Annotated in this window: 22 protein-coding genes; 6 read left to right on the top strand and 16 right to left on the bottom strand. The window is 72.4% G+C overall.

Annotated elements, in window-relative coordinates:
- Positions 1 to 5: 5 nt before the first annotated feature.
- The 9 genes from M4J07_RS03835 to M4J07_RS03875 form a co-directional block, all read right to left on the bottom strand.
- A complete protein-coding gene (locus M4J07_RS03835) occupies positions 6 to 1034 on the bottom strand; it encodes an ABC transporter ATP-binding protein (protein ID WP_255967164.1) in 1029 nt (342 codons plus the stop codon).
- Entirely contained in the window at positions 1031 to 2041 is a 1011-nt protein-coding gene (locus M4J07_RS03840; RefSeq protein ID WP_255967165.1) for an ABC transporter ATP-binding protein, read from the bottom strand. Before M4J07_RS03840 ends, M4J07_RS03835 begins: the two co-directional genes overlap by 4 nt.
- Positions 2038 to 2859, bottom strand: coding sequence for an ABC transporter permease (locus tag M4J07_RS03845; protein WP_305127233.1), 822 nt, complete (start codon positions 2857 to 2859; stop codon positions 2038 to 2040). Before M4J07_RS03845 ends, M4J07_RS03840 begins: the two co-directional genes overlap by 4 nt.
- 50 nt (positions 2860 to 2909) lie before the next feature.
- Positions 2910 to 3863, bottom strand: a complete 954-nt coding sequence (locus M4J07_RS03850) for an ABC transporter permease (RefSeq protein ID WP_305127234.1) — start codon at positions 3861 to 3863, stop codon at positions 2910 to 2912.
- Positions 3864 to 3913: 50 nt separating this feature from the next.
- Positions 3914 to 5482 carry an ABC transporter substrate-binding protein gene (locus M4J07_RS03855; RefSeq protein ID WP_255967168.1) on the bottom strand — a complete coding sequence of 523 codons (1569 nt, stop codon included), beginning with the start codon at positions 5480 to 5482 and terminating at the stop codon, positions 3914 to 3916.
- Positions 5483 to 5827: 345 nt separating this feature from the next.
- On the bottom strand, positions 5828 to 6232 hold the full coding sequence (locus M4J07_RS03860; protein WP_255967169.1) for a cold-shock protein: 405 nt from the start codon (positions 6230 to 6232) through the stop codon (positions 5828 to 5830).
- Positions 6233 to 6307: 75 nt separating this feature from the next.
- A complete protein-coding gene (locus tag M4J07_RS03865; RefSeq protein WP_255967171.1) occupies positions 6308 to 6985 on the bottom strand; it encodes a DUF4232 domain-containing protein in 678 nt (225 codons plus the stop codon).
- A 9-nt stretch (positions 6986 to 6994) separates the two neighbouring features.
- A complete protein-coding gene (locus tag M4J07_RS03870) occupies positions 6995 to 7666 on the bottom strand; it encodes a response regulator transcription factor (RefSeq protein WP_308284728.1) in 672 nt (223 codons plus the stop codon).
- A complete protein-coding gene (locus tag M4J07_RS03875; RefSeq protein WP_445276296.1) occupies positions 7663 to 8877 on the bottom strand; it encodes a sensor histidine kinase in 1215 nt (404 codons plus the stop codon). Before M4J07_RS03875 ends, M4J07_RS03870 begins: the two co-directional genes overlap by 4 nt.
- A gap of 179 nt (positions 8878 to 9056) precedes the next feature.
- On the opposite strand from M4J07_RS03875, the gene M4J07_RS03880 reads away from it, so the two are divergent.
- The 6 genes from M4J07_RS03880 (at position 9057) to M4J07_RS03905 (ending at position 13215) form a co-directional block, all read left to right on the top strand.
- Positions 9057 to 10061, top strand: coding sequence for a carboxymuconolactone decarboxylase family protein (locus M4J07_RS03880; RefSeq protein ID WP_255967173.1), 1005 nt, complete (start codon positions 9057 to 9059; stop codon positions 10059 to 10061).
- Positions 10058 to 10924, top strand: a complete 867-nt coding sequence (locus M4J07_RS03885) for a class I SAM-dependent methyltransferase (protein ID WP_255967175.1) — start codon at positions 10058 to 10060, stop codon at positions 10922 to 10924. The genes M4J07_RS03880 and M4J07_RS03885 overlap by 4 nt, the downstream gene beginning before the upstream one ends.
- An 89-nt stretch (positions 10925 to 11013) precedes the next feature.
- Entirely contained in the window at positions 11014 to 11685 is a 672-nt protein-coding gene (locus M4J07_RS03890; RefSeq protein ID WP_255967177.1) for a hypothetical protein, read from the top strand.
- Between the two features lie 180 nt (positions 11686 to 11865).
- Positions 11866 to 12285 (top strand): ArsR/SmtB family transcription factor, encoded by a 420-nt coding sequence (locus M4J07_RS03895; RefSeq protein ID WP_255967179.1) that lies wholly within the window; start codon positions 11866 to 11868, stop codon positions 12283 to 12285.
- A 43-nt stretch (positions 12286 to 12328) separates the two neighbouring features.
- The gene (locus tag M4J07_RS03900; RefSeq protein ID WP_255967316.1) at positions 12329 to 12745 is read left to right on the top strand and encodes an ATP-binding protein; all 417 of its coding nucleotides are present in this window, start codon (positions 12329 to 12331) and stop codon (positions 12743 to 12745) included.
- Positions 12746 to 12864: 119 nt separating this feature from the next.
- Positions 12865 to 13215, top strand: coding sequence for an ArsR/SmtB family transcription factor (locus M4J07_RS03905; protein ID WP_255967181.1), 351 nt, complete (start codon positions 12865 to 12867; stop codon positions 13213 to 13215).
- Between the two features lie 50 nt (positions 13216 to 13265).
- Here the strand turns inward: M4J07_RS03905 and M4J07_RS03910 are convergent, their stop codons facing one another.
- From M4J07_RS03910 to M4J07_RS03940, 7 genes are all read right to left on the bottom strand, one after another.
- Complete coding sequence (locus M4J07_RS03910; RefSeq protein WP_255967183.1) at positions 13266 to 14786, bottom strand: NCS1 family nucleobase:cation symporter-1; 1521 nt, start codon at positions 14784 to 14786, stop codon at positions 13266 to 13268.
- Between the two features lie 101 nt (positions 14787 to 14887).
- Positions 14888 to 15913 (bottom strand): TIGR03842 family LLM class F420-dependent oxidoreductase, encoded by a 1026-nt coding sequence (locus tag M4J07_RS03915; RefSeq protein ID WP_255967185.1) that lies wholly within the window; start codon positions 15911 to 15913, stop codon positions 14888 to 14890.
- 30 nt (positions 15914 to 15943) lie between these two features.
- On the bottom strand, positions 15944 to 17350 hold the full coding sequence (gene hydA / locus M4J07_RS03920) for a dihydropyrimidinase (RefSeq protein ID WP_255967187.1): 1407 nt from the start codon (positions 17348 to 17350) through the stop codon (positions 15944 to 15946).
- Between the two features lie 28 nt (positions 17351 to 17378).
- Positions 17379 to 18221, bottom strand: coding sequence for a nitrilase-related carbon-nitrogen hydrolase (locus tag M4J07_RS03925; protein WP_255967189.1), 843 nt, complete (start codon positions 18219 to 18221; stop codon positions 17379 to 17381).
- A gap of 117 nt (positions 18222 to 18338) precedes the next feature.
- On the bottom strand, positions 18339 to 19892 hold the full coding sequence (locus M4J07_RS03930; protein WP_255967191.1) for a PucR family transcriptional regulator: 1554 nt from the start codon (positions 19890 to 19892) through the stop codon (positions 18339 to 18341).
- A gap of 83 nt (positions 19893 to 19975) precedes the next feature.
- The gene (locus M4J07_RS03935; protein ID WP_255967193.1) at positions 19976 to 21250 is read right to left on the bottom strand and encodes an aspartate aminotransferase family protein; all 1275 of its coding nucleotides are present in this window, start codon (positions 21248 to 21250) and stop codon (positions 19976 to 19978) included.
- Between the two features lie 42 nt (positions 21251 to 21292).
- On the bottom strand, positions 21293 to 22135 hold the full coding sequence (locus M4J07_RS03940) for a nitrilase-related carbon-nitrogen hydrolase (protein WP_255967195.1): 843 nt from the start codon (positions 22133 to 22135) through the stop codon (positions 21293 to 21295).
- Positions 22136 to 22201 lie beyond the last annotated feature (66 nt).

The raw sequence follows: 22201 nt of genomic DNA on the forward strand, positions 1-22201 counted from the left end.
GGCTCCTAGCGGGTGGCGGTGCGGGTTGTCGGGATCGTACGAGAGGGTGCCGCGGCGGCGTCGGGTGCGGTGCCGTCGTCGGCGACCAGGTGGCAGGAGACCTCGCGGCCCCCGTCCAGGGTGCGCAGGGCGGGCACCTCCGTGCGGCAGCGGTCGACGGCGAGCGGGCAGCGCGTGTGGAAGCGGCAGCCGGGCGGCGGGGCGAGCGGGCTGGGCAGTTCGCCGCTCAGCACGATGCGTTCGCGGGTGCGCTGGGTGACGGGGTCGGGGACGGGCGCGGCCGACAGGAGCGCCTGGGTGTAGGGGTGCTTGGGATCGGCGAACAGTTCGCTCGTGGGCGCCTGCTCGACGATCTGCCCCAGGTACATGACGGCGATCCGGTCCGCGAGGTACTCGACGGCCGCCAGGTCGTGCGTGATGAACAGGCAGCCGAAGCCGCGGTCGCGCTGGAGGTCGGCGAGCAGGTTGAGGACGGAGGCCTGGACGGAGACGTCGAGCGCGGAGGTCGGCTCGTCGGCGACGAGGAGGGCGGGGTCGACGGAGAGCGCACGGGCGATGGAGATGCGCTGGCGCTGGCCGCCGGAGAGTTCGTGCGGGTGCCGGTCGGCGTGCTCGGGGCGCAGCCCCACCTGGCCGAGGAGTTCGGCCACGCGCGCGCGGGCGGCCTCCCCCTTGGCGATCCCGTGCAGTTTCAGCGGCTCGGCGACGATCTCGCCGACGGTCATCCGCGGGTCGAGCGACGAGGACGGGTCCTGGAAGACCAGGTGGAAGTCCTTGCGCAGCGGCCGCAGGGCGCGCCGGGACATGGTGGTCACGTCGGTGCCGTTGATGCGGACGGTGCCGCCGGTGGGCTCGTCGAGGCGGACGGCGCAGCGGCCGACGGTCGATTTGCCGCTGCCGGACTCGCCGACGAGGCCGACGACCTCGCCGCGGCCGACGGTCAGGGTGACGCCGTCGGCGGCGCGCACGGTGCCGCCCGCGCCCGCGAAGTGCCGTTCGAGGCCGGTGAGTTCCAGCGCGGGGGCGGTGCTCATGAGGCGGTCTCCTGGAGGGTGTGCGGGTGCCAGCAGGCGGCGCGGTGCGTGGCGTCGGCCCCGGCGGCACCGTTCTCGTCGGGGACGGCCCTGAAGCCGGGGCGGCTCGCGGTGCAGGTGTCGTCGGCGCGGGCGCAGCGCGGTGCGAACGTGCAGGCGTCGGGCTGGGTGTCGAGGCTCGGCACGAGGCCGGGGATCTCGGGGAGGCGGTCCTTGGGGGTGCCGGGGCGGAGCACGGCGGAGAGCAGGCCGCGGGTGTACGGGTGCCGGGGCGTGGCGAACAGCTCGTCGACCGGGGCCTGTTCGACGGGGCGGCCCGCGTACATGACGAGGACGCGGTCGGCGATGTCGGCGACGACGCCCAGGTCGTGGGTGATGAGCACGATGGCGGTGCCGAGCCGCTCGCGCAGCGACTGCAGGACCTCCAGGATGCCCGCCTGGACGGTGACGTCGAGCGCGGTCGTCGGCTCGTCGGCGATCAGCACCGCCGGGTCGCAGGCCACCGCGATGGCGATCATCACGCGCTGCCGCATGCCGCCGGACAGTTGGTGCGGGTACTCGTCGACGCGCTGGGCGGGTGCCGGGATGCCCACGAGGTCGAGCAGTTCGACGGCACGCGCGCGTGCCTCCTTCTTGCTGAGCCCCTGGTGGCGGCGGAGCACCTCACCGATCTGCCGGCCGATGGTGAGCACCGGGTTCAGGGACGTCATCGGCTCCTGGAAGATCATCGCGATGTCCTTGCCGCGGATCTTCCCGTACGCCTTGTCGTCGGCGCCGGCGAGTTCGCGCTCGCCGAGCCGGACGGAACCGGTGATGTGCGCGGTGGGCGGCAGCAGTCCCATGACGGCCATCGAGGTGACGGACTTGCCGCAGCCCGACTCGCCCACCACGGCGAGCACCTCGCCGGCGTGCAGGTCGTAGGAGACGTGGTCGACGGCGTGCACGGTGCGGGTGTCGGAGCGGAAGGAGACCGACAGGTCGCGCACGCTCAGGACTGGCTCGGTCATCGGGTCGCTCCACGGGGGTCGAGGACGTCGCGCAGGCCGTCGCCGAGCAGGTTGAACGCCAGGGTCGCGGCCACGACGGCGAGGCCGGGGAACACCGCCATCCAGGGCGCGGGCGCGAGGAAGGACTGGGCGGACGAGAGCATCACGCCGAGGGACGGCTCGGGCGGCTGCACGCCGAGGCCGAGGAAGCTGAGCAGGGCCTCGCCGATGATGGCGGCGGGGATGCCGACGGTGGCCTGCACGGTCAGTGCGGACGTCGCGTTGGGCAGGATGTGGCGGAACAGGACGGTGCCGTCGCCGCCGCCGTTGGCGACGGCCGCGGCCACGTAGTCGACGTGCTTGAGGCGGAGCGTCTCGGCGCGGGTGATGCGGATGACGGCCGGGATCTGCGAGATGCCGATGGCGATGGTCGCGTTGGTGAGCGAGGGGCCGAGCACGGCGGCGAGGCCGACGGCCAGGACCAGGAAGGGGAACGCGAGCATCGTGTCGGTGACGCGGGAGACGACGCTGTCGGTGAACTTTCCGTAGTAGCCGGCGAGCAGGCCGAGCGGAACGCCGACGACGAAGGCGAGGACGACGGCGAGGACGCCGACCTGCATGGAGGCGCGCGCCCCGTAGACGACGCGGGACAGCTGGTCGCGGCCGAGGTCGTCGGTGCCCAGCCAGTGCGACCAGCCGGGCGCGGCGAGGACGTTGTCGAAGTTCGGCTGCGCCGGGTCGTAGGGCGCGACGAGCGGGGCGAACAGCGCGGCGAGCACGAAGACCACGGCGATGACGCCGCCGGTCATGGCCAGCTTGTTCTTGCGCAGGGCGCGCAGTTTGCCGCTGCGGGCCGCGCGGGCCCGGATTCCTGTGAGGGCGAGCGTGGTCACCGGGCACCTCCGAGCCGGATGCGCGGGTCGATGACCGAGTACGCCACGTCGACCAGCAGGTTGATGAAGATGTACGCGAAGGAGGTGCACAGCACCACGCCTTGCAGCGTCGCGTAGTCACGGGTGAAGACGGCATCGATGGTGAGCTTGCCGAAGCCGGGGAGGACGAAGATCTGCTCGGTGACGACCGCCCCGGAGATGAGGTGGCCGAGCTGCAGGCCGAGGACGGTGACGACGGTGACGAGCGAGTTGCGCAGGGCGTGGCCGCCGATGACCTCGCGGCGGGACAGGCCCTTGGCGCGCGCCGTGCGGACGTAGTCGGCGGAGAGCGAGTCGAGCATCGCGGCGCGGGTCTGGCGCATCACGACGGCGGCGAGTCCGGAGCCGAGGACGATCGCGGGCAGGATCATGCGGCGCAGGTTGTCGAGCGGGTCGGTGCCGAAGGGGACGAATCCGGAGGCGGCGAAGACCGGTACGGCGATGGCGAAGGCGAGCACGAGCACGATGCCGAGCCAGAAGGTGGGGATCGAGAGGCCCAGCAGGGCGAGGGCGTTGGCGATCCACTCGGCGGGCCGGCCCCGGCGGACGGCGGCGACGACACCGGCGCCGATGCCGAGGACGATCGCCAGCAGCAGGGAGAGCGCGGCGAGTTCGAGGGTGACCGGGAGCGCCTGCCCGATGGCGTCGGCGACCGGCAGGCCGGTGCGTGACGACGTGCCGAGGTCGCCCTGGAGGGCGTGCCCGATGAAACGCGCGTACTGGATGACGATGTTGTCGTCGAGGCCGTACTCGGCGCGGATCGCCGCGAGGGCCTTCGGGCTGCGCTCCTCGCCGGCGAGGGCGAGCGCGGGGTCGCCGGGCAGCGCGCGGATGCCCGCGAAGACGACGACCGAGACGAGGAAGAGGGTGATGACGGACTGCCGCACCCGGGTCAGGACGTACTTGGCCATGGGGTGCCCGGTGAGCAACCCGGGCCGCTTGAGCGATATCTGAGCGGTCGTCACTTGACGTACCCCGCATCCTTCACGCGGACCAGGCCGTCGCCGTAGACGCGTACGCCCGCGACGTCCTTCCCGGCGACGACGTAGTTCTTCTGGCGGTAGAGGTAGATGAGTGCGTGCGCCTCGTTGGCGCGGCGCGTCAACTCGCCGTAGATCTCGGCACGTTCGACCGGGTCGGCCTCGGTGCGGCCGCGCTCGATGAGGGCGTCGATCTTGTCGTCGGACAGGCCGTAGGCGTTCATCGCGCCCTTCGTCTGGAGGAAGCTGGCGATGTTGCCGTCGGGGTCGAGGCGTCCGGACCAGCCGCTGCTGAAGGCGGTGTAGTTCCCGGCGTCGGTCTCCTCGAGCATGGTGGCGTACTCGGTGGGGCGCAGCGTGACGGCGAACCCGGCGTCCTTGGCCATGGCCTGGATCACCTGGGCGATGCGGCTCCACTCGGGGGTGGTGGGGATCTTCAGCTCCATGTGCAGCGGCGTCTTCACACCCGCCTGCTTCAGCAGCCGCTTCGCCGCGGCGACATCGCGCTTCGGGCAGGCGGACGCCTTCTTGCCCGGGGCGATGGCGGCCTCCGGGGAGACGGGCCCGCAGGCGGGCTCGTACATGCCCTGGAAGACGACCTTGTTGATGAGCTCGCGGTCGATGGAGAGCTCGAAGGCCTTGCGGACGCGGGTGTCGCGCGCCATCGGGGTGTCGATGCGGCCGGGCTCCTGGCCGAGGCCCTTGACGTTGCCGACGTTGATGCCGATGCCCTGGTAGCCGAGCGAGGGCGAGTTGAAGAGCTGGAGCTTGTTGTCGGTGAGGGCGCTCTTCACGTCGACGGGGGCCATCTGGTCGCCGACCTGGATGTCGCCGGAGCGCAGGTTGGCGAGGCGGACGCTGCCGTCGGGGATGGGCTTGTAGACGACCTTGTCGAGGTGCACGTCGTCCGCGTCGTAGTAGTTCTTGTCCTTGGCGAGGACGATGCGGTCGCCGCCGACGCGCTCGACGAACGTGAATGGGCCGACGCAGGACGGGTGGTTGGTGAAGTTCTTGCCGTACTTCTTCAGCGCGGCCGGCGACATCACCATGCCGGAGCGGTCCGCGAGGACGGCGGTCAGCGGCACGTACGCCTGCTTGAGGGTGAGCTTCACGCTGTACGGGCCGGTCGCCTCGGCGTCCTTCAGCGGTGCCAGTTCGGTGGCGCGGGCGGATCCGGCGAGGTCGCGGTGGCGCAGCAGGGACGTGACGACGGCGGCCGCGTCGAGGTGCGTGCCGTCGCTGAACCTCGCGTCCTCGCGGACGTCGAAGGTGACGGTGCGGCCGTCGTCGGAGACCTTCGGGAGGGCGGTCGCGAGCTGCGGCACGACCTTGCCCTTGGCGTCGACGTCGTAGAGCTTCTCGCACATGCCGGCGAAGACGGTGCGGCCCACGAGGGTCTGGGCCAGGGTCGGGTCGAGCTTGTCGGGGTCCGCGTTGAGGGCGACCGTGAGGGTGCCGCCGTCGCGTACGGGCCGGTCGTCGGTCATCCGCTCCCCGCCGACCTCGGTGGCCGAGGACTGCAGGGAGCCGCAGCCCGCCGTTGTGGACATCACCAAGGCAACTGCCGCGAGGGCAACCGCTGTTCGGCGCACGAGGACATACCTCCGCCAGGAAAAGGATCCGCAGGGACCGGTGAGGGGCCACAGGAAATCTGTGGGCGATCAAGGAATACCGCAGAACGTATTTCGCATACAGTCCGCAGGACAAGGGGGTTGTCCGGATGCCGGACGACATTCGATGAAGATTGAATAACTGGACCCGACATAAAGGGACTCGCGGGGCAGATCGGCGCCGCGGGCCGCCCGTCCTGGTCCGGGAACGCGACGGGGCCCGGACCGAGTACGACGACTCGGCCCGGGCCCCGGGCGGTTCGGGCGCTCAGCGGCGGCCGTGGGTCAGCTGTCCACCCAGCCGTGCTTGCGCCCGCTCTGCACCAGCTCGCGGCGGATCGCCAGGATCTGCTCGCCGGTCAGGGAGGGGGCGGCGCGCAGCAGCAGCTCCGTGACCTCGTTCGTGAACTCGTCCACGCGCAGCACGTCGCACAGCACGTCGTCGCCGTCGGCCGCGGTGTGCCGGCCGGGCGCCGGTGCCGAGGCACCCTCGGCGAGCTGGACCGAGGACGCCTTGGGACCGCGGTCGCCCTCCTCGATCTCGAACTCGACCTTGAGGCCGGTGCGCAGGTACGACTCGGGGATGAGGAGGTCGTTCACATGCAGGAACACGTCCTCACCGCCGTCGTCCGGCGCGATGAACCCATAGCCACGCGCTCCGTCGAAGCGCACCACACGACCAGCGACCACGCCGACCCCCAGCCACCACGGCGGACCCGGTGTCCGCGCCCTCACCATCTTGCTGCGGATCCTAGCGGGACGCCGTCAGCCCTTGTGCCAGGCCGTCGTACCGAGCCGTCCCGTGCTGCCGAGGTCGAGCGGCGGGTCCGGGACCACGGTCCGCGTCCCCCGTCCGAGACCGGGATCGACCGTCACCCGGTCGACCGTGACCGGCGGGTTCGTCGTGTCGGCGTACGTGTTGCGCCAGACCAGGACCGTGACGGCGCTGTCGCCCGGGCGCAGGGTGAGGCGGCGCGGGCCCGGGTCGCCCACCGCGAGGGTGACGTCCTTGGTCCCCTTCAGGACGCGCACACCCTCGACGGGGGTGCCGTCCGACTCGGCCAGCCCCAGCCGCGGGTACCCGTACAGCTCGAACGTGCCCTCGCCGCAGTTGGTGAGGACGACGTCCAGGACGCGCAGGCCCATCGCGGGGTTGGTGACGCCCGGCACGATCCGCATGCCGGAGTCCGGGCACGGCCCGGACGGCGTCGCCGGGCCCCTCGTGTACGGGAGTCCGGCGCTCGGATACGCCGTGGGCGGCGGTGTCGGGCCGCGCGTGTCCAGCGTGTCGGCGTGCACGCCGCCCGGTGCCGGGTCGGCGGGCCCGGCACCGCCCGCCGCCGTCTGCGTGCCGCACCCCGCCACGAGCAGCGCCGCCGCGACCGCCGCCGCGCGCCCGGTGGACAACCGCACGCCGCTCCCCTTGATCCCCTTGGTCCCCATCCGGCGATCTTACGTACCCCGCGCGGCGACGAGCCCCGACTCGTAGGCGAACACGACGAGTTGGGCCCGGTCGCGGGCCGCGAGCTTCGTCATGGCGCGGCTGATGTGGGTCTTGGCGGTGAACGGGCTGATCACCATGTGCGCGGCGATCTCCTCGTTGGTCAGACCGCGGGCCGCGAGCGCGGTGACCTCGCGCTCGCGCCGGGTGAGGCGCTCCAGGCCGGGCGCGGTGGCCCGGTCCGGCGGCCGGGCCACGAACTCGCCGATGAGGCGGCGGGTGACGGACGGCGACAGGAGGGCGTCGCCGCGGGCGACGACGGCGATCCCGGCGAGCAGGTCCTCCGGCTCGCTGTCCTTGAGCAGGAACCCGGACGCGCCCGCGCGCAGCGCCTCGAAGACGTACTCGTCGAGGCCGTAGTTGGTGAGGATGACGACCCGTACACCGGCCAGGGCGGCGTCGTTCGCGATCCGCCGGGTCGCCTCGATCCCGCTGGTGCCGGGCATCTGCACGTCCATGAGCACCACGTCCGGCACGCTCGCCCGGACCAGCGCGACCCCTTCCTCCCCGTCGGACGCCTCCCCCACGACCTCGATCCCGTCCTCGGCGTCGAGCAGCGCCCGGAACCCGGCCCGCATGAGCGCCTGGTCGTCGACGAGCACGACCCGGACGAGCGGCGTCACGGGGTGGCTCCCGAGGCGGAGGCCACCGGCGTCGTCCGTGCGGGGCCCGCGGGCGGGTCACCGGGCAGCGGCAGAACCGCCCGCACCACGAAGCCCCCCGCCCCACGCGGCGCTGCCGTCAGCGTGCCGCCGAGCGCCGTCACGCGCTCCCGCATCCCGGTCAGCCCCGTGCCCTCCCGCGGCGGACGGTCCTCGGCGGCGGTTCCGTCGTCCGTGACGCTCACCGTCAACTCAGCCTCCCCGTAGGCGAGATGGACCGCCGCCTCGGCCTCGCGGCCCGCGTGGCGCGCCACGTTCGTCAGGGACTCCTGGACGATGCGGTAGACCGTGCGGTCGTGCGCCGCGGGCAGCGGACGCTCGGCGCCGGTGACCGTGAGCGTGACGGCCACGCCCGCCGACCGGGCGCGCTCGACGAGCAGCGCGGGGCTGCCGGCCGGCTCGTCCGTGCGCAGCACGCCGAGCGTGGCCCGCAGTTCGCGCATCGCCTCGCCGCTCGCCTCCTGGATCGCCAGCAGTGCGGGCGGTACCTCCTCGCCGCGCTTGCGGGCGAGGTGCACGGCGACGCCCGCCTGCAGCTTGACGATCGAGATGCTGTGGGTGAGCGAGTCGTGCAACTCCCGGGCGATCCGCAGCCGCTCCTCCCCGGCCCGGCGCAGCGCCGCCTCCTCGCGGGTGCGCTCCGCCTCCAGGGCACGCTGCTCGGTCTGGTGGAGGTACGCCTGCCAGTTCTTGTCGGCGAGGCCGGTGACGACGGCGCACAGGAACCAGCCCGTGAGCAGCAGACCGCGCGTCGTCGCCCCGTCGTCCGCGAGCGCGTCACAGGTGATGTACGCGGCGAGGAACACGCCGCCGGTGGCCGCGGCCACCCCCCGATGGCCCGCCCGCGCCGCCGTGTGCACGGCGGCGAGCACCGGCAGCGCCGCGAGCGGATCGGGCCGGGCGTGCACGACGTACGCCAGCGTCACGGCGGTCGAGGCCACGAGCACGGCCCGGGGTGCGCGCCGGTATCCGGCCAGCGGCACCACCGACGCCACCATCAGCGCGTAGTCCACCGGCTCCGCGCCGCCCCCGAGCGCCGCCGCGAGCATCACGACGGCGCCGACGACCACGGCCAGGGCCGCGTCGGCCAGATCGCGGCGCCAGGTCGGCGGCGGTGTGCCGCGCTCCGGCGCGCCGTCCGGCACGGCTGCTGTGCTCAAGTCCCCCTGCATGGCTCCACGGTAGGGGTGGGCGCCGACGGCGTCGTCCGCCACGAGAACGGCACCGGCCGCCCGGCTACTCCCTGGGGAGTAGCCACCGGTGGGCTCCGCCGTACGACGCCCCGAGCGGGCCGCCGGGCGAGTCTGGGCGGGTCAGGGGCGACCGCCCCGAGCCGACCCGAGGAGCTCACATGTCCGGCCCGTACCGCTACACCGAACCGCCGTCGCCGAAGGCCGCCACCGGCACCACCGCCGCGGTCCTCGCCCAGGCGGAGACCGACTTCGGCATCCCGAAGCCGTCGACCCTGATCGTCCTGACGTCGGCGCCCGAACTCCTGGCGCCCGTCTGGGCGTTGCTGCGCGAGTCGCTGATCGCGGGCAGCGGCTCGCGGACCGACCGGGAACTCGTCGCGGCCGGCGCCTCCCTGGCGAACCGCTGCCCGTTCTGCGTGGACGCGCACGCCGTGCTGCTGCACGCGACCGGCGACCACGCGCTCGGCGAGGCGGTGGCCCGCGCCGAGGCCCCGGACGACGAGCGGGCGGCCCGGATCCTGGAGTGGGGCCGGGCCAGCCGCGTCCCCGGCTCGCCCGGCCTGACGCCGCTGCCGTTCCCGCGCGACCACCTCGCCTCCCACCTGGGCACGGCGCTCGCCTTCCACTTCATCAACCGGATCGTGTCGTCGCTGCTGACCGAGAATCTGCTGCCCGCGGGCGCCCAGCGCCTCCAGGCGGTCCGTGCGCTGGCCGGCCGCGGCGTCTCCCGCGTCGTGCGCGCCGAGCACCGGCCCGGCGCGTCCCTGCCCCTCCTCGACTCCCCCGGCCCCGGCCCGTCCTGGGCCGCCGGCACCTCGGTCGGACCGGCCTACGAGTCCCTGCGCACCGCCGCCACCATGGGAGCGGGGCTCCTCGACGACGCCGACCTCGCCCTCGTGCAGGAGACCGTGGCCCGCTGGGACGGCTCGCACCCGCCGACCGTGTGGGAGGCACTGCCCGACCGGCGCGAGCGGCCCGGGGCGCGACTCGCGCTGCTCGCCGCGCTCGCGCCGTACCGGATCACCGACGAGGACGTCGCGGCGTGGCGCGTCCCGCCGTTCACCGACCACTGCCTCGTGCACCTGGTCGCGTACGGGGCGTTCGCGGCCGTCGACCGCATCGAGTCCGCGCTCCCGCTGTCCGCCCTCATGGAGACGACATGACCACCACGGAGTACCGCACGCCCGACCGCACGGACAGCCCCTGGGACGGGGTGCTCGGCGAGCACTGGGCCGCCCGGCACCGGGAGTTCGACGCGATGGTCGGCGGTGTCGACGACGCCCTGTTCGAGGCCGCCGCGATCGCGCCGGGCGACCGGGTCCTCGACATCGGCTGCGGAGCCGGTGCCACCACCCGGGCCGCGGCCCTGCTCGCGGCGCCCGGCCACGCGGTCGGCGTCGACATCTCGGCGCCGCTCCTGGCCCGGGCCAGGACGAACACGGCCGCCGAGGGGGTGCGGGGCGTCGCGTACGTGCGGGGCGACGCACAGACGCACCGCTTCGAGCCGGGCGGCTACGACGTCGTGATCAGCCGCGGCGGCGTGATGTTCTTCGCCGACCACGTGGCGGCCTTCGCGAACATCGGGCGGGCGCTGCGCCCCGGCGGCCGGATCGTGTTCGTCTGCCCGCGCCGGCCGGGGACGGACACCGAGGAGAGCCAGGTGCTCGGCCGGTTCGCCCGGATCCTGGAGGAGGGCGCCGAGCCCGTCCGCCCGGACCCGGCGGTGGTCGCCGCGCACACCGCGATGGCCTCGCTGTCCGAGCCGTACCTGATCCACGGGGCGCTGCACCGCACGTTCGCGGAGATCGCCGTCAACCCGGTGGACCTCCACACCCGGTGGGGCGAAACCCCGGCGGACGCCGTCGAGTTCCTGCTCTCCCGCACCCCGGACCGGCACGTGCCCGCGGCGACGCGCGCCGCGCTGGAGGACACGCTCCGCCCGTACGCGACCGCACGCGGCGTACGGATGCGCGCGGGTGTGTGGCTGGTCACGGCCGTGCGCCGGGACGATGGTGCCGCTGTGTGATTCCGGGGTGACGGAAGTGGCGGTATCCCCGCACAGCAACTCATGTGACACTGGCGTCCCCCACCCCACTGACGTAAGGGACGTACGCCGTGCGTTCTCTCCCGCTCCCGGTCACCCTCGCCGTCCGGCTGCTGCCGGTCACCGTCCTCGCCTGTGTGGGCTGGGCCTGGTCCACCGGACCGATGGCCGAGCCCGCCGGCCAGGAGCAGCACGACGCGGCGCCGCAGTCGTCGTCGGAGCCGGAGAACCCCAGCTCGAGCGTGGCCGCCCAGACGTACGCCGAGCCGCCCGCGCCGTGCGGCACGGTCTCCGGGAAGACGGTCGCGTCCCTCGTGCCGGGGGCGAAGGCGGCGGGCAAGGAGCTCTCGGCCACCGACGAGTCGGTGCGCCGGGGCTGCTCCTGGAGCGCGCTGGAGGGCTACGACTACCGCTGGCTCGACGTGTCCTTCGAGATGAAGGCGTCCGACGCGCTGGCGCAGCAGGCGTTCAAGTCCGCGGGAGAGGACGACAAGGGCACGGCGCAGTCCGGTCTCGGCGACGAGGCCCGGCTGACGACGGGCCTCACCACCAAGGACAAGCAGGAGACCCGCGAGGCCGTCGTCACCGTCCGCAAGGGCAACGCCCTGGTGACGGTCACCTTCAACGGCAGCGACTTCGAGTCCAAGGGCGCCCCGTCCGCCGACACGATCAGCAAGGGCGCGCTGCGGGCGGCGGGCGACGCGGTGGGCGGTCTCGGCTCGGCCGAGAACACCGACGACTGAGCGCCCCGACCACGGTTCACGGCTCGCGGCCCTGACGGGACTCGCGGAATTGCGAAACTTTGCAATTCATTAGATGGTGTGGTGGCCGTGCCCGTGGACCCTGCCTGTGGTGTCGCTCCCGCGGGCGCGGCTGCCTGTCGTGTGCGCGCCCGGGCGGGCGCGGTTCGGGGAGTGGGTTGCGTGTCGGTTCCGCTGTACCAGGCCAAGGCCGAGTTCTTCCGGATGCTCGGTCATCCCGTCCGGATAAGGGTGCTCGAACTGCTGCAGGACGGGCCGACCCCGGTACGGGACCTGCTGGCGGAGATCGAGGTCGAGCCGGCCGCGCTGTCCCAGCAGCTCGCGGTGTTGCGCCGGTCCGGGATCGTGACGTCCAGGCGGGACGGCTCGACGGTGGTGTACGCGCTGGCCGGCGGGGACGTCGCCGACCTGATGCGGGCGGCCCGCCGGATCCTGACCGAGATCGTGGCCGGGCAGAACGAGCTGCTCGCCGAGTTGCAGGCGGGCGACCGGGACCAGGGCCGGGATCAGGACCGGGACCGGGCTCAGACCCGGGCGCAGGACCGGGACCGGGACCCGGCCTTCGAGGTCACGGCCCGGTGAGCCCCCGCTTCCGGCGCACCCGGTCCGGGAGCGGCCGCCCGTGATGCTCGCCGGTGAACTCGCCGCACTGCCCCACCGGCACGTGCTGACCCTGCCGACGATGCCGCAGGCGGTCCGGATGGCCCGCGAGACGGCCGAGCAGGCGCTGGCCGAGTGGGGTGTCGGCCCGCGCCATCCGGCCGTCGGCCCGGCCCTGCTGATCCTCGCCGAGCTGGTCACCAACTGCGTCCGGCACACCCCCGAGGAGTCGCCGCAGCTGACCGTCCTGCTGGCGGCGGACAGGCACACCTTCGCGTTCGGCGTCCACGACCGGCACCCGTACCAGCCGGCGCTGTACGGAGCGGTGCACGGCGGTCTGGCCACGGTCGCGGAGCTCACCCTCGCCCTGTCCGGCACGGCCGCCGTACGCCCCGACGGCGACGGCCGCGGCAAGACCATCTGGATCACGCTGCCGCTGTGAACGGCACCGGCCGGGACCGGCGAAAATGGCGGCATGCTGATGATCTCTGAACGGATGCGGTGGCCGGCGCGCGCGGGGCACGACGGGCGTGACGGCAACGGGACGGGGAGGACGCCGCGTTGAGCACGCCCCTGTACCAACTCAAGGCCGAGTTCTTCAAGACGCTCGGTCACCCCGCCCGCATCCGGGTCCTGGAGCTGCTGAGCGAGCGCGAGCACGCGGTCGCCGAGATGCTGCCGGAGGTGGGGATCGAGCCGGCCCATCTGTCGCAGCAGCTCGCGGTGTTGCGCCGGGCGAACCTCGTGACGACCCGCAAGGAGGGCTCGAACGTCCACTACTCGCTGGCCAATCCGCACGTGGCGGAGCTGCTGCGGGTGGCGCGGACGATCCTGACCGGGGTGCTCAGCAACCAGGCGGAACTCCTCGCCGACCTCCAGGCCGCCGCCGGCGACCCGCCGGCGCAGTCCTAGCCGGCCGGCTGCGGCACCGCCGCCTCCCGCCGGGAGGCGGCGGCCCCGGTTCAGACCCGCCGTCTGCCGCCCGCCATCAGCGCCGTGTACACGATCAGCGAGGCCCCGAGCCCGACGGCCCAGCCGTAGTCGGCGAGCGGCTTCAGGAACGGGACGATCCCGTCGAGCGGGAACGGCCCGGCCTTCTCCCCCTTCGCGTCGAGCGTCGAGTACGACCCCCCGATCGCGAGCACGCCGCCGACCCCGAAGGCCACCACCGCCCGCCAGTTCCAGCCGCCCGAGTACCAGTACCGGCCCCCGGCGACGTACAGGTCGGCCAGGTGCAGCACGGTCCGGCGGATGATCCAGTAGTCCGCGATGAGGATGCCGGCGACCGTGCCGAGCAGTCCGCCCACCACACCGAGCCACGTGAAGATGTACAGCTCGGGCGTCGACGTCAGCTTCCACGGCATCACGAGCACGCCCACGATGCCGGTGATGATCGCGCCCGTACGGAAGTTGATGACCTTCGGCGCGAGGTTCGCGAGGTCGTACGCGGGGGAGACCACGTTCGCCGCGATGTTCACCGAGATCGTCGCGACGAAGACGGTGATGAGCGCGAAGAGCAGGCCGAAGACGTTGTCGGTCTTGCCGGCCAGGGCGACCGGGTCCCAGATCGCCGCCCCGTACACCTTCTCCGAACCGGCGGTCACCAGGACCGACATCAGCGCGAAGAGGGTCATGGTGGTAGGCAGGCCGAGCGTCTGGCCCCACACCTGCGCCCGCTGGCCCTTCCCGAAGCGGGTGAAGTCCGGGATGTTCAGCGACAGGGTCGACCAGAAACCGATCATGCCCATCAGACCGGGGAAGAAGACCTTCCAGAAGTCCGGCCCCCAGCCGACCTTCGACGGCTCGTGCAGCAGCGGCCCGAACCCGCCCGCCTTGTTCGCGATCCATACGAGGAGCACCGCGGCGCCGACGAGGACGAACGGCGCCGCCCAGTTCTCGAAGCGGCGCAGGGTGTCCATCCCCCGGTAGATGATGGCCAGTTCGAGCACCCAGAAGACGACGAAGCAGAGCCACAGCGTCCAGGGGTAGCCGCCGATCTTCCCGGCGTCCGCCCACCCGCCGAACATCTTCCCGAGCAGGATGAAGATGCCCTGGCCGCCGATCCAGGTCTGGATGCCGAACCAGCAGCAGGCGACCGCCGCCCGCACCATCGCGGGCAGGTTGGCGCCCCTGATGCCGAACGAGGCCCGCGCGAGGACCGGGAAGGGTATGCCGTACTTCGGTCCGGCGTGCCCGGTCAGCAGCATCGGCAGCAGGACGATCACGTTCGCCAGGGCGATCGTGAGGACCGCCTGCTTCCAGTCCATGCCGAGCGCGACCAGGCCGGAGGCCAGCGTCCAGGACGGGATGCAGTGGGCCATGCCGATCCACAGGGCCACGAAGTTGTAGGTGGTCCAGCGGCGTTCGGAGAGCGGGACGGGGCGCAGGTCGTCGTTGGCGTAGCGGCTGTCGGCCGGGTAGGCGTCGGCGGTCAGCTCGACCGCGCCCGCGGGTATGGGCGGTGGGGCGGTGGTGTCGGTCATGGGCAGTCCGTTCTACGGAGGAGGACGGGGATGGGCGGCCGTGCGGATGCCGTGAACTGCCGTGCTGTGTGGGGGTGTTGTTAAACCGGTGGGGTCGCTGTTCATACGGTGCTCAGCGCGGGCATGACGTCCCGGCCGTACCGGTCGATCACCGCCTCCTTCGCGTCGTGCATCGCGTACACGGCGAACTGGTCGACGCCCAGCTCCCGCAGCGCGCGCAGCTTCTCGATGTGGGCGGAGGGCGGGCCGATCAGACAGAACCGGTCGACGATCTCGTCGGGCACGAAGGCGGTGTCGGGGTTCCCGGAGCGGCCGTGGTGCGCGTAGTCGTAGCCCTCGCGGGCCTTGATGTACTCGGTGAGTTCGTCGGGGACCAGGCCGGAGTGCGCGCCGTACTTGGCGACCAGGTCGGCGACGTGGTTGCCGACCATGCCGCCGAACCAGCGGCACTGCTCACGGGCGTGAGCGAGCGCCTGTGGCGAGTCGTCGTCCGTGACGTAGGCGGGCGCGGCGACGCAGATCTTCACCGCCGACGGGTCGCGGCCGGCCGCGGCGGCGGCGTCCCGCACGGCCTTGACCATCCATTCCGTCAGGAAGGGGTCGGCGAGCTGCAGGATGAAGCCGTCGGCCTCCTCGCCGGTCATCTTCAGGGCCTTGGGCCCGTACGCCGCCATCCAGACGGGGAGTTCGGCGCCGGGCCGCACCCACGGGAACCGGACCACGGCGCCGCCGCCCAGGTCCGCCTCGTCGCCCCGCGCGAGGGCCCTGATCACCTTCATGGCGTCGCTGATCCTGGCGAGGGTGTTCGGGCTGCGCCCCGCGACGCGCATCGCCGAGTCGCCGCGGCCGATGCCGCACACGGTCCGGTTGCCGTACATGTCGTTGAGCGTCGCGAAGGTGGAGGCCGTCACCTCCCAGGTCCTGGTGCCCGGGTTGGTCACCATCGGGCCGACGATCAGGCGCTCGGTCTCCGCGAGGATGCGGCTGTAGATGACGAACGGCTCCTGCCACAGCACGCACGAGTCGAACGTCCACCCGTGGCTGAAGCCGGCCGCCTCCGCCCGCTTCATCAGGTCCACGACCCCGGAGGCCGGCGGGTCGGTCTGCAGAACGAGTCCGAAGTCCATGATGGGTTCCCTCACTTGCTCAGATCAGGTTCAGTTCAGGTACTGGCAGGTGCCGCGCGGGGTGTACGCGCCGTGTCCGGCCCGGCCGGTGAACTCCCGCTCGGTGATGACGAGTTCGCCGCGCGAGAGGACGGTCTCCACACGGCCGGTCAGGCGCCTGCCCTCGTACGCGGAGTAGTCGACGTTCATGTGGTGGGTGTCCGCCGAGATCGTCTGCTCGGCGTGCGGGTCGTAGATCACGATGTCGGCGTCGGCGCCCGGCGCGACGGTGCCCTTCTTCGGGTACAGGCCGAACATCCGGGCCGGGGTGGCGCAGGCGATCTCGATCCAGCGGCGGCGCGAGATGTGCCCGTCGACGACCGCCTGGTGCAGCAGGTCCATCCGGTTCTCGACGCCCGGCATGCCGTTGGGGATCTTCGAGAAGTCGCCCCGGCCCAGCTCCTTCTGGCCGGTGAAGCAGAACGGGCAGTGGTCGGTGGAGACGACCTGGAGGTCGTTGGTGCGCAGGCCGCGCCAGAGCGCCGCCTGGTGCTCCTTGGGCCGCAGCGGCGTGGAGCACACGTACTTCGCGCCTTCGAAGTCCGGCTCGGCGAGGTTGTCGGTCGACAGGAACAGGTACTGCGGGCAGGTCTCGCCGAAGACCGGGAGGCCCTCGTCGCGGGCCCGCGCCAGCTCGGCGAGGGCCTCCTGCGCCGACACGTGCACGACGTACAGCGGCGCGCCCGCCACCTGCGCCAGCTTGATCGCGCGGTGCGTGGCCTCGGCCTCCAGGAGCGCCTTCCTGACCTCGCCGTGGTAGCGCGGGTCGGTCTCGCCGCGGGCCAGGGCCTGTTCCACGAGCACGTCGATCGCGATGCCGTTCTCGGCGTGCATCATGATCAGCCCGCCGTTCTCGCCGGCCCGCTGCATGGCGCGCAGGATCTGCCCGTCGTCGGAGTAGAAGACGCCCGGGTAGGCCATGAACTGCTTGAAGGAGGTGACCCCCTCCGCCACCAGCAGGTCCATCTCCTTCAGCGTCTCCTCGTGCACGTCGGAGACGATCATGTGGAAGCCGTAGTCGACGGCGCACTGCCCGTCGGACTTGGCGTGCCAGGCGTCGAGCCCTTCGCGCAGGCTGTGGCCGACCGTCTGGATGGCGAAGTCGACGATGGTGGTCGTGCCGCCCCAGGCGGCGGCCCGGGTGCCCGTCTCGAAGGTGTCGGCGGCGTAGGTGCCGCCGAACGGCATCTCCATGTGGGTGTGCGCGTCGACGCCGCCCGGGATGACGTACTTCTGGCTCGCGTCGATGGTGCGCGCGTCCGTCCAGGACGCGGCGGTGTCGCTGCCGGTGGCCGCGAGGGCCACGACGCGGCCGTCCTCGATGAGGACGTCGGCGTGCATCTCGTCGGCGGCGGTGACGACGAGACCGCCGCGGATGACGGTACGGACGGCGCTCATGCTCTCCTCCAGGTACGGACGGGGACTGCTACGGGCGGGTCAGGGGCTCGTACGCCTGCGGGGCGCGGTCGCGGTAGAACTGCCAGCGGTCGCGGACCTCGCGCAGCTTGGCCAGGTCGAGGTCGCGGACGACGAGTTCGGGTGCCTTGTCGTCGGCGACCTCGCCCACGAACCGGCCCTCCGGGTCGACGAAGTACGACGTCCCGTAGAAGTCGTTGTCGCCGTAACTCTCGACGCCGACGCGGTTGATGGCGCCGACGAAGTACTCGTTGGCGACGGCGGCGGCCGGCTGTTCCAGCTGCCACAGGTAGCGGGACAGGCCGCGGCTGGTGGCCGAGGGGTTGAAGACGATCTGGGCGCCTTCGAGGCCGAGCGCGCGCCAGCCCTCGGGGAAGTGCCGGTCGTAGCAGATGTAGACGCCGATCCTGCCGACGGCGGTGTCGAAGACCGGCCAGCCGCTGTTCCCCGGCCGGAAGTAGAACTTCTCCCAGAAGCCCTTCACCTGCGGGATGTGCGTCTTGCGGTACTTGCCGAGGTAGGTGCCGTCGGCGTCGATCACGGCGGCGGTGTTGTAGAGGACGCCCGGCTGCTCCTCCTCGTACATGGGCAGCACGAGGACGATGCCGTGCTCGCGGGCCAGGTCCTGGAAGCGGCGCACGATCGGTCCGTCGGGGATCGCCTCGGCGTACTCGTAGAACTTCGGGTCCTGCACCTGGCAGAAGTACGGGCCGTAGAACAGCTCCTGGAAGCACAGGACCTGGGCGCCCTGTGCGGCGGCGTCACGAACGGCCTGTTCGTGCACCTTGATCATGGATTCCTTGTCGCCGGTCCATGCGGTCTGGAAGATCGCGGCGCGGATCACGGGGCTCATCGGGACCTCCTGCGGAAGGCTGCGGGGGTGCTCGGTGTGCCCACGACGATAGGAATTCCGGACGCGGTGGCCGAGTTGCACCGTGTCACGTCCGGGGCCGGGTGTCGTTCCACCGTGTCACGTCTCCTGTGCGTCGTGCGCGAGGAGCGCGATGTGCACGGACGCGGCCTGCTCGAAGTCGTCCAGGTCGACGCCGAGCAGTCCCTCGATGGCCTCCAGGCGGCGGTAGAGGGCGGGGCGGCTCATGTGGTGGAGTTCGGCGGACCGCGACTTGTTGCGGCCGGTGGCGAGGTAGGTGCGCAGCACCGGCAGCAGCGCGTCGGCGTCGTCGGCGTACAGCAGCCCGTCCAGCTCCCGTTCCGCGAAGGACAGGACGCGCGGGTCGTCGCGCAGCAGCCGCATCAGACCGCGCAGCCGTACGTCGCCGAGGCGGACGACGGCCGGCAGGTCGGGCGGTGATCCGGCGACGGCGTCGGCGACGTGCAGCGCCTCCCGCAGCCCGTCGGGCACCTCCTCCCAGCCGGTGCGGGCGGGGGCGGCGGCGACGATCGCGGGCCGGCCCGTCTCGGCGCGCAGCCGGGCCGCGAAGTGGGCGGCGAGCGGCTCCGCTGCCTGGTCGCGGGCGAGGCTGAGCAGCACGGCGGTGGCGTTCTCGGCGAGTTCGGCGACCAGCCCCGGAAGCCCCAACAGCCTTAGTACTCGGTCGAGTTGGCCGGGTTCCCCGTCCCGTACGACGAGGGGGACGAAGGTGCGGCGGTTGACGGGCAGGCCCGCGGCCCGGGCCCTGGGCAGCAGCTGGCGGGCCGGGACGGCGCCGGACACCAGGTCGGCGAGCAGGCACTGCGCGGACTGCTCCTCCCAGCTCGCGGCGGAGCCTGCCAGCATCCGGTGCAGGACGAGGGCCTCGGCGGCCCGGTCGGCGAGCAGCCGCCCCGACGCGCCGTCGCCGCGGTGCCCGCACAGCACGACGGAGCCCCAGCGTTCGCCGCGGCCGCCGAGGTCGGCGCGGATCCAGCCCTCGCCGTCGACCCCGCCCGGCTGCCGGGCGATGCGGTCCCAGTCGCGCAGCACGTCGTCGACCGCGGGGCGCTCGCCCGCGGTGGCGAGGACGCGGTGGGCGAGGTTGGTGACGACGACCGGGCAGGCGCTGTGCGCGGCGACCTCGTCGAGCAGGCTCTGCAGCGGGGCGCCCGCGGTGATGAGTCCGGTGAGGGCGGTGCGGATGCCCTCGGAGAGGCTGACGGCCGCGAACTTCCGCCGCACCAGCCGGGACTGGACCTCCTCGGTGAGCTCGGCGAAGGGGAACGGGCGGTGCAGGACCACCATGGGCAGGCCGTGCCGTTCGGCGGCACGGCACATGTCCTCCGGCGGGGACGGGAAGGCGCGGCCGAGGCCGAGCACGAGGGCGGCGGCCTCCGCGCGGTGCAGCGACTTGATGTACTCGGTCCTGGCGTGCGGGTCGCCCGCGAGCAGGACGCCCGTGGTCAGCACCATCTCGCCGCCGCTGAGCATGACGCCGACGTCGGCCGCCTCGGCGACGTGCACCCAGCGGACAGGGCGGTCGAGGTGGTGCGCCGCGGCGACCACCTCCGGTTCTCCGGCGGCGATGCGTTCCAGGGCGAGTATCTGGCGTACGGACAGGGCGTGTTCGGTGCCGGGTGCGGTCGGCATGGAGGCCACCCTCCTCTCGAATCAAGCCCCTCCGGCGATTGAGGAGCGGGGTCCGGGGCGGAGCCCCGTGGGCGGGGACACGCCTACGACACACTCCGCAACGCCCGTTCCAGGATCGCGGCACCCTCCTCCGCCTCGCTCACCGTCAACGACAACGGCGGCGCGATGCGGAGCACACTCGTGTCGTGGCCGCCGCCCTTGCCGATCAGCAGTCCGTTCTCCCGGCAGGTCTCCAGGACCGCCGCCGCGACCCGGGGCGACCGGTCGGCCAGTTCCACGCCGATCATCAGGCCCCGGCCGCGCACCTCCCGTACGACGGAGGCGCTCGCCGCGATGGCCCGCAGGCGCTCGATGAGGAGTCCGCCGACCCGGCGCGCGTTGCCCTGGAGGTCGTGTTCCAGGAGGTAGGAGAGGTTGGCGAGGCCCGCGGCCATGGTGACCGGGGAACCGCCGAACGTCGAGATGGAGTTGGCGTCGAGGCAGTTCATGACCTCGGCGCGGGCCACGACACCGCCGATGGACATGCCGTTGCCGATGCCCTTGGCGAAGGTGAGGATGTCCGGCGGCCCGGACCGGCCGTGCGCCTGCCAGCCCCAGAAGTGCTCGCCGGTGCGGCCCCAGCCGGTCTGCACCTCGTCCGCGATCCAGAGGATGCCGTGCTCCTGGAGCACGTCACGGAAGCGGGCGTACAGGCCGTCGGGGGGTGCGGTGAAGCCGCCGACGCCCTGGACGGGTTCGGCGATGAGCGCCGCCACGTCGCCGCGGGTCTGGCCGAGCACGTCGCGCAGGTCGGCGACGCAGGCCTCGATGAAGTCGGCGTCGGAGAGCGCGGCGTACGGGCCGCGGCTGCGGACGCCGCCGTGCACGTACAGCGTCTGGAGCGGCGACAGGCTCGTCGGCGACCAGCCCTTGTTGCCGGTGATGCCGACCGCGGAGAACGAGCGGCCGTGGTAGCTGTTGCGCATCGCGAGGATCTGGTTCGAGCGGCGGTGCGCGGTGGCGAGCAGCAGCGCCGTGTCGTTGGCCTCGGTGCCGGAGGTGGTGAAGAAGACGCGGGCGTCGGGGATGCCGGACAACTGGGCGACGCGCTCCGCGAGTTCGACCATGGGGCGGTTCAGGTAGAGCGTGGAGGAGTGGATGATCCGGCCCGCCTGCTCGCTCACCGCCTTCGTCACTTCCGGCAGGGCGTGCGCGGTCATCGTGGTGAGGATGCCGCCGAAGAAGTCGAGGTACTTGTTCCCGTCGGCGTCCCAGACGTGGCGGCCCTCGCCGTGGGTGAGCTCGATCGGGTCGGCGTAGTACAGCGCCAGCCAGTCGGGCAGGACGGCGCGGGTGCGGGAGTGCAGAGAGGGGTTCACGGGTGCGGCATCCCTTCGTCGGTCACGGCTTGGGTGAGGCGTTCACGGCTGGACGAGGCCGTCGTAGGCGTCGGGGCGGCGGTCGCGGTAGAACGCCCACTGCTGCCTGACCTCGTCGATGAGCCCGAAGTCCAGGTCGCGGACGAGGAGTTCCTCCGTCTTGTCGCTCGCGGCGTCGCCGACGAGCTGTCCGCGCGGGTCGACGAAGTACGACGTGCCGTAGAAGTCGTTGTCGCCGTAACTCTCGACGCCGACGCGGTTGATGGCGGCGACGAAGTACTCGTTGGCGACGGCGGCGGCCGGCTGTTCGAGGCGCCACAGGTACGCGGACAGGCCGCGGCTGGTGGCCGACGGGTTGTACACGAGCTGGGCGCCGTTCAGGCCCAACTGCCGCCAGCCCTCGGGGAAGTGGCGGTCGTAGCAGATGTAGACGCCGACGCGGCCGACGGCGGTGTCGAAGACCGGCCAGCCCAGGTTCCCCGGCTTGAAGTAGTACTTCTCCCAGAAGCCCTTCACCTGCGGGATGTGGTGCTTGCGGTACTTGCCGAGGTAGGAGCCGTCGGCGTCGATCACGGCGGCGGTGTTGAAGTAGAAGCCGGACTGCTCGACCTCGAAGACGGGGACGACGATCACCATGCCGGTCTCGCGGGCGAGTTCCCGCATCCGCGTCACGGTCGGACCGTCCGGGACGGGCTCGGCCCAGCGGTAGTGCTCGGCCTCCTGGACCTGGCAGAAGTAGGGGGCGTTGAAGACTTCCTGGAAGCCGATCACCTGCGCGCCCTGCCGGGCCGCCTCGCGGGCGTGTTCCTCGTGTTTGGCGATCATGGATTCGGTGTCGCCCGTCCAGGTGGCCTGGACGAGTGCGGCGCGTACGACGTGGGCCACGATCCGCTCCTTTGCCTGAGCCTCTACGCCCGTAGACCGGGCCGTAGAGGGACGAACGTAAGCCCA

Origin of the sequence: Streptomyces longispororuber, from assembly GCF_024448165.1 — a bacterium.
GTDB lineage: Bacteria > Actinomycetota > Actinomycetes > Streptomycetales > Streptomycetaceae > Streptomyces > Streptomyces longispororuber_A.

Coding starts and splice junctions, on each gene's coding strand:
- M4J07_RS03835 (WP_255967164.1), bottom strand. CDS start 1,034: ATGAGCACCGCCCCCGCGCTGGAACTCACCGGCCTCGAACGGCACTTC.
- M4J07_RS03840 (WP_255967165.1), bottom strand. CDS start 2,041: ATGACCGAGCCAGTCCTGAGCGTGCGCGACCTGTCGGTCTCCTTCCGC.
- M4J07_RS03850 (WP_305127234.1), bottom strand. CDS start 3,863: ATGGCCAAGTACGTCCTGACCCGGGTGCGGCAGTCCGTCATCACCCTC.
- M4J07_RS03855 (WP_255967168.1), bottom strand. CDS start 5,482: ATGTCCACAACGGCGGGCTGCGGCTCCCTGCAGTCCTCGGCCACCGAG.
- M4J07_RS03865 (WP_255967171.1), bottom strand. CDS start 6,985: ATGGGGACCAAGGGGATCAAGGGGAGCGGCGTGCGGTTGTCCACCGGG.
- M4J07_RS03875 (WP_445276296.1), bottom strand. CDS start 8,877: ATGCAGGGGGACTTGAGCACAGCAGCCGTGCCGGACGGCGCGCCGGAG.
- M4J07_RS03880 (WP_255967173.1), top strand. CDS start 9,057: ATGTCCGGCCCGTACCGCTACACCGAACCGCCGTCGCCGAAGGCCGCC.
- M4J07_RS03885 (WP_255967175.1), top strand. CDS start 10,058: ATGACCACCACGGAGTACCGCACGCCCGACCGCACGGACAGCCCCTGG.
- M4J07_RS03900 (WP_255967316.1), top strand. CDS start 12,329: ATGCTCGCCGGTGAACTCGCCGCACTGCCCCACCGGCACGTGCTGACC.
- M4J07_RS03910 (WP_255967183.1), bottom strand. CDS start 14,786: ATGACCGACACCACCGCCCCACCGCCCATACCCGCGGGCGCGGTCGAG.
- M4J07_RS03915 (WP_255967185.1), bottom strand. CDS start 15,913: ATGGACTTCGGACTCGTTCTGCAGACCGACCCGCCGGCCTCCGGGGTC.
- hydA (WP_255967187.1), bottom strand. CDS start 17,350: ATGAGCGCCGTCCGTACCGTCATCCGCGGCGGTCTCGTCGTCACCGCC.
- M4J07_RS03925 (WP_255967189.1), bottom strand. CDS start 18,221: ATGAGCCCCGTGATCCGCGCCGCGATCTTCCAGACCGCATGGACCGGC.
- M4J07_RS03930 (WP_255967191.1), bottom strand. CDS start 19,892: ATGCCGACCGCACCCGGCACCGAACACGCCCTGTCCGTACGCCAGATA.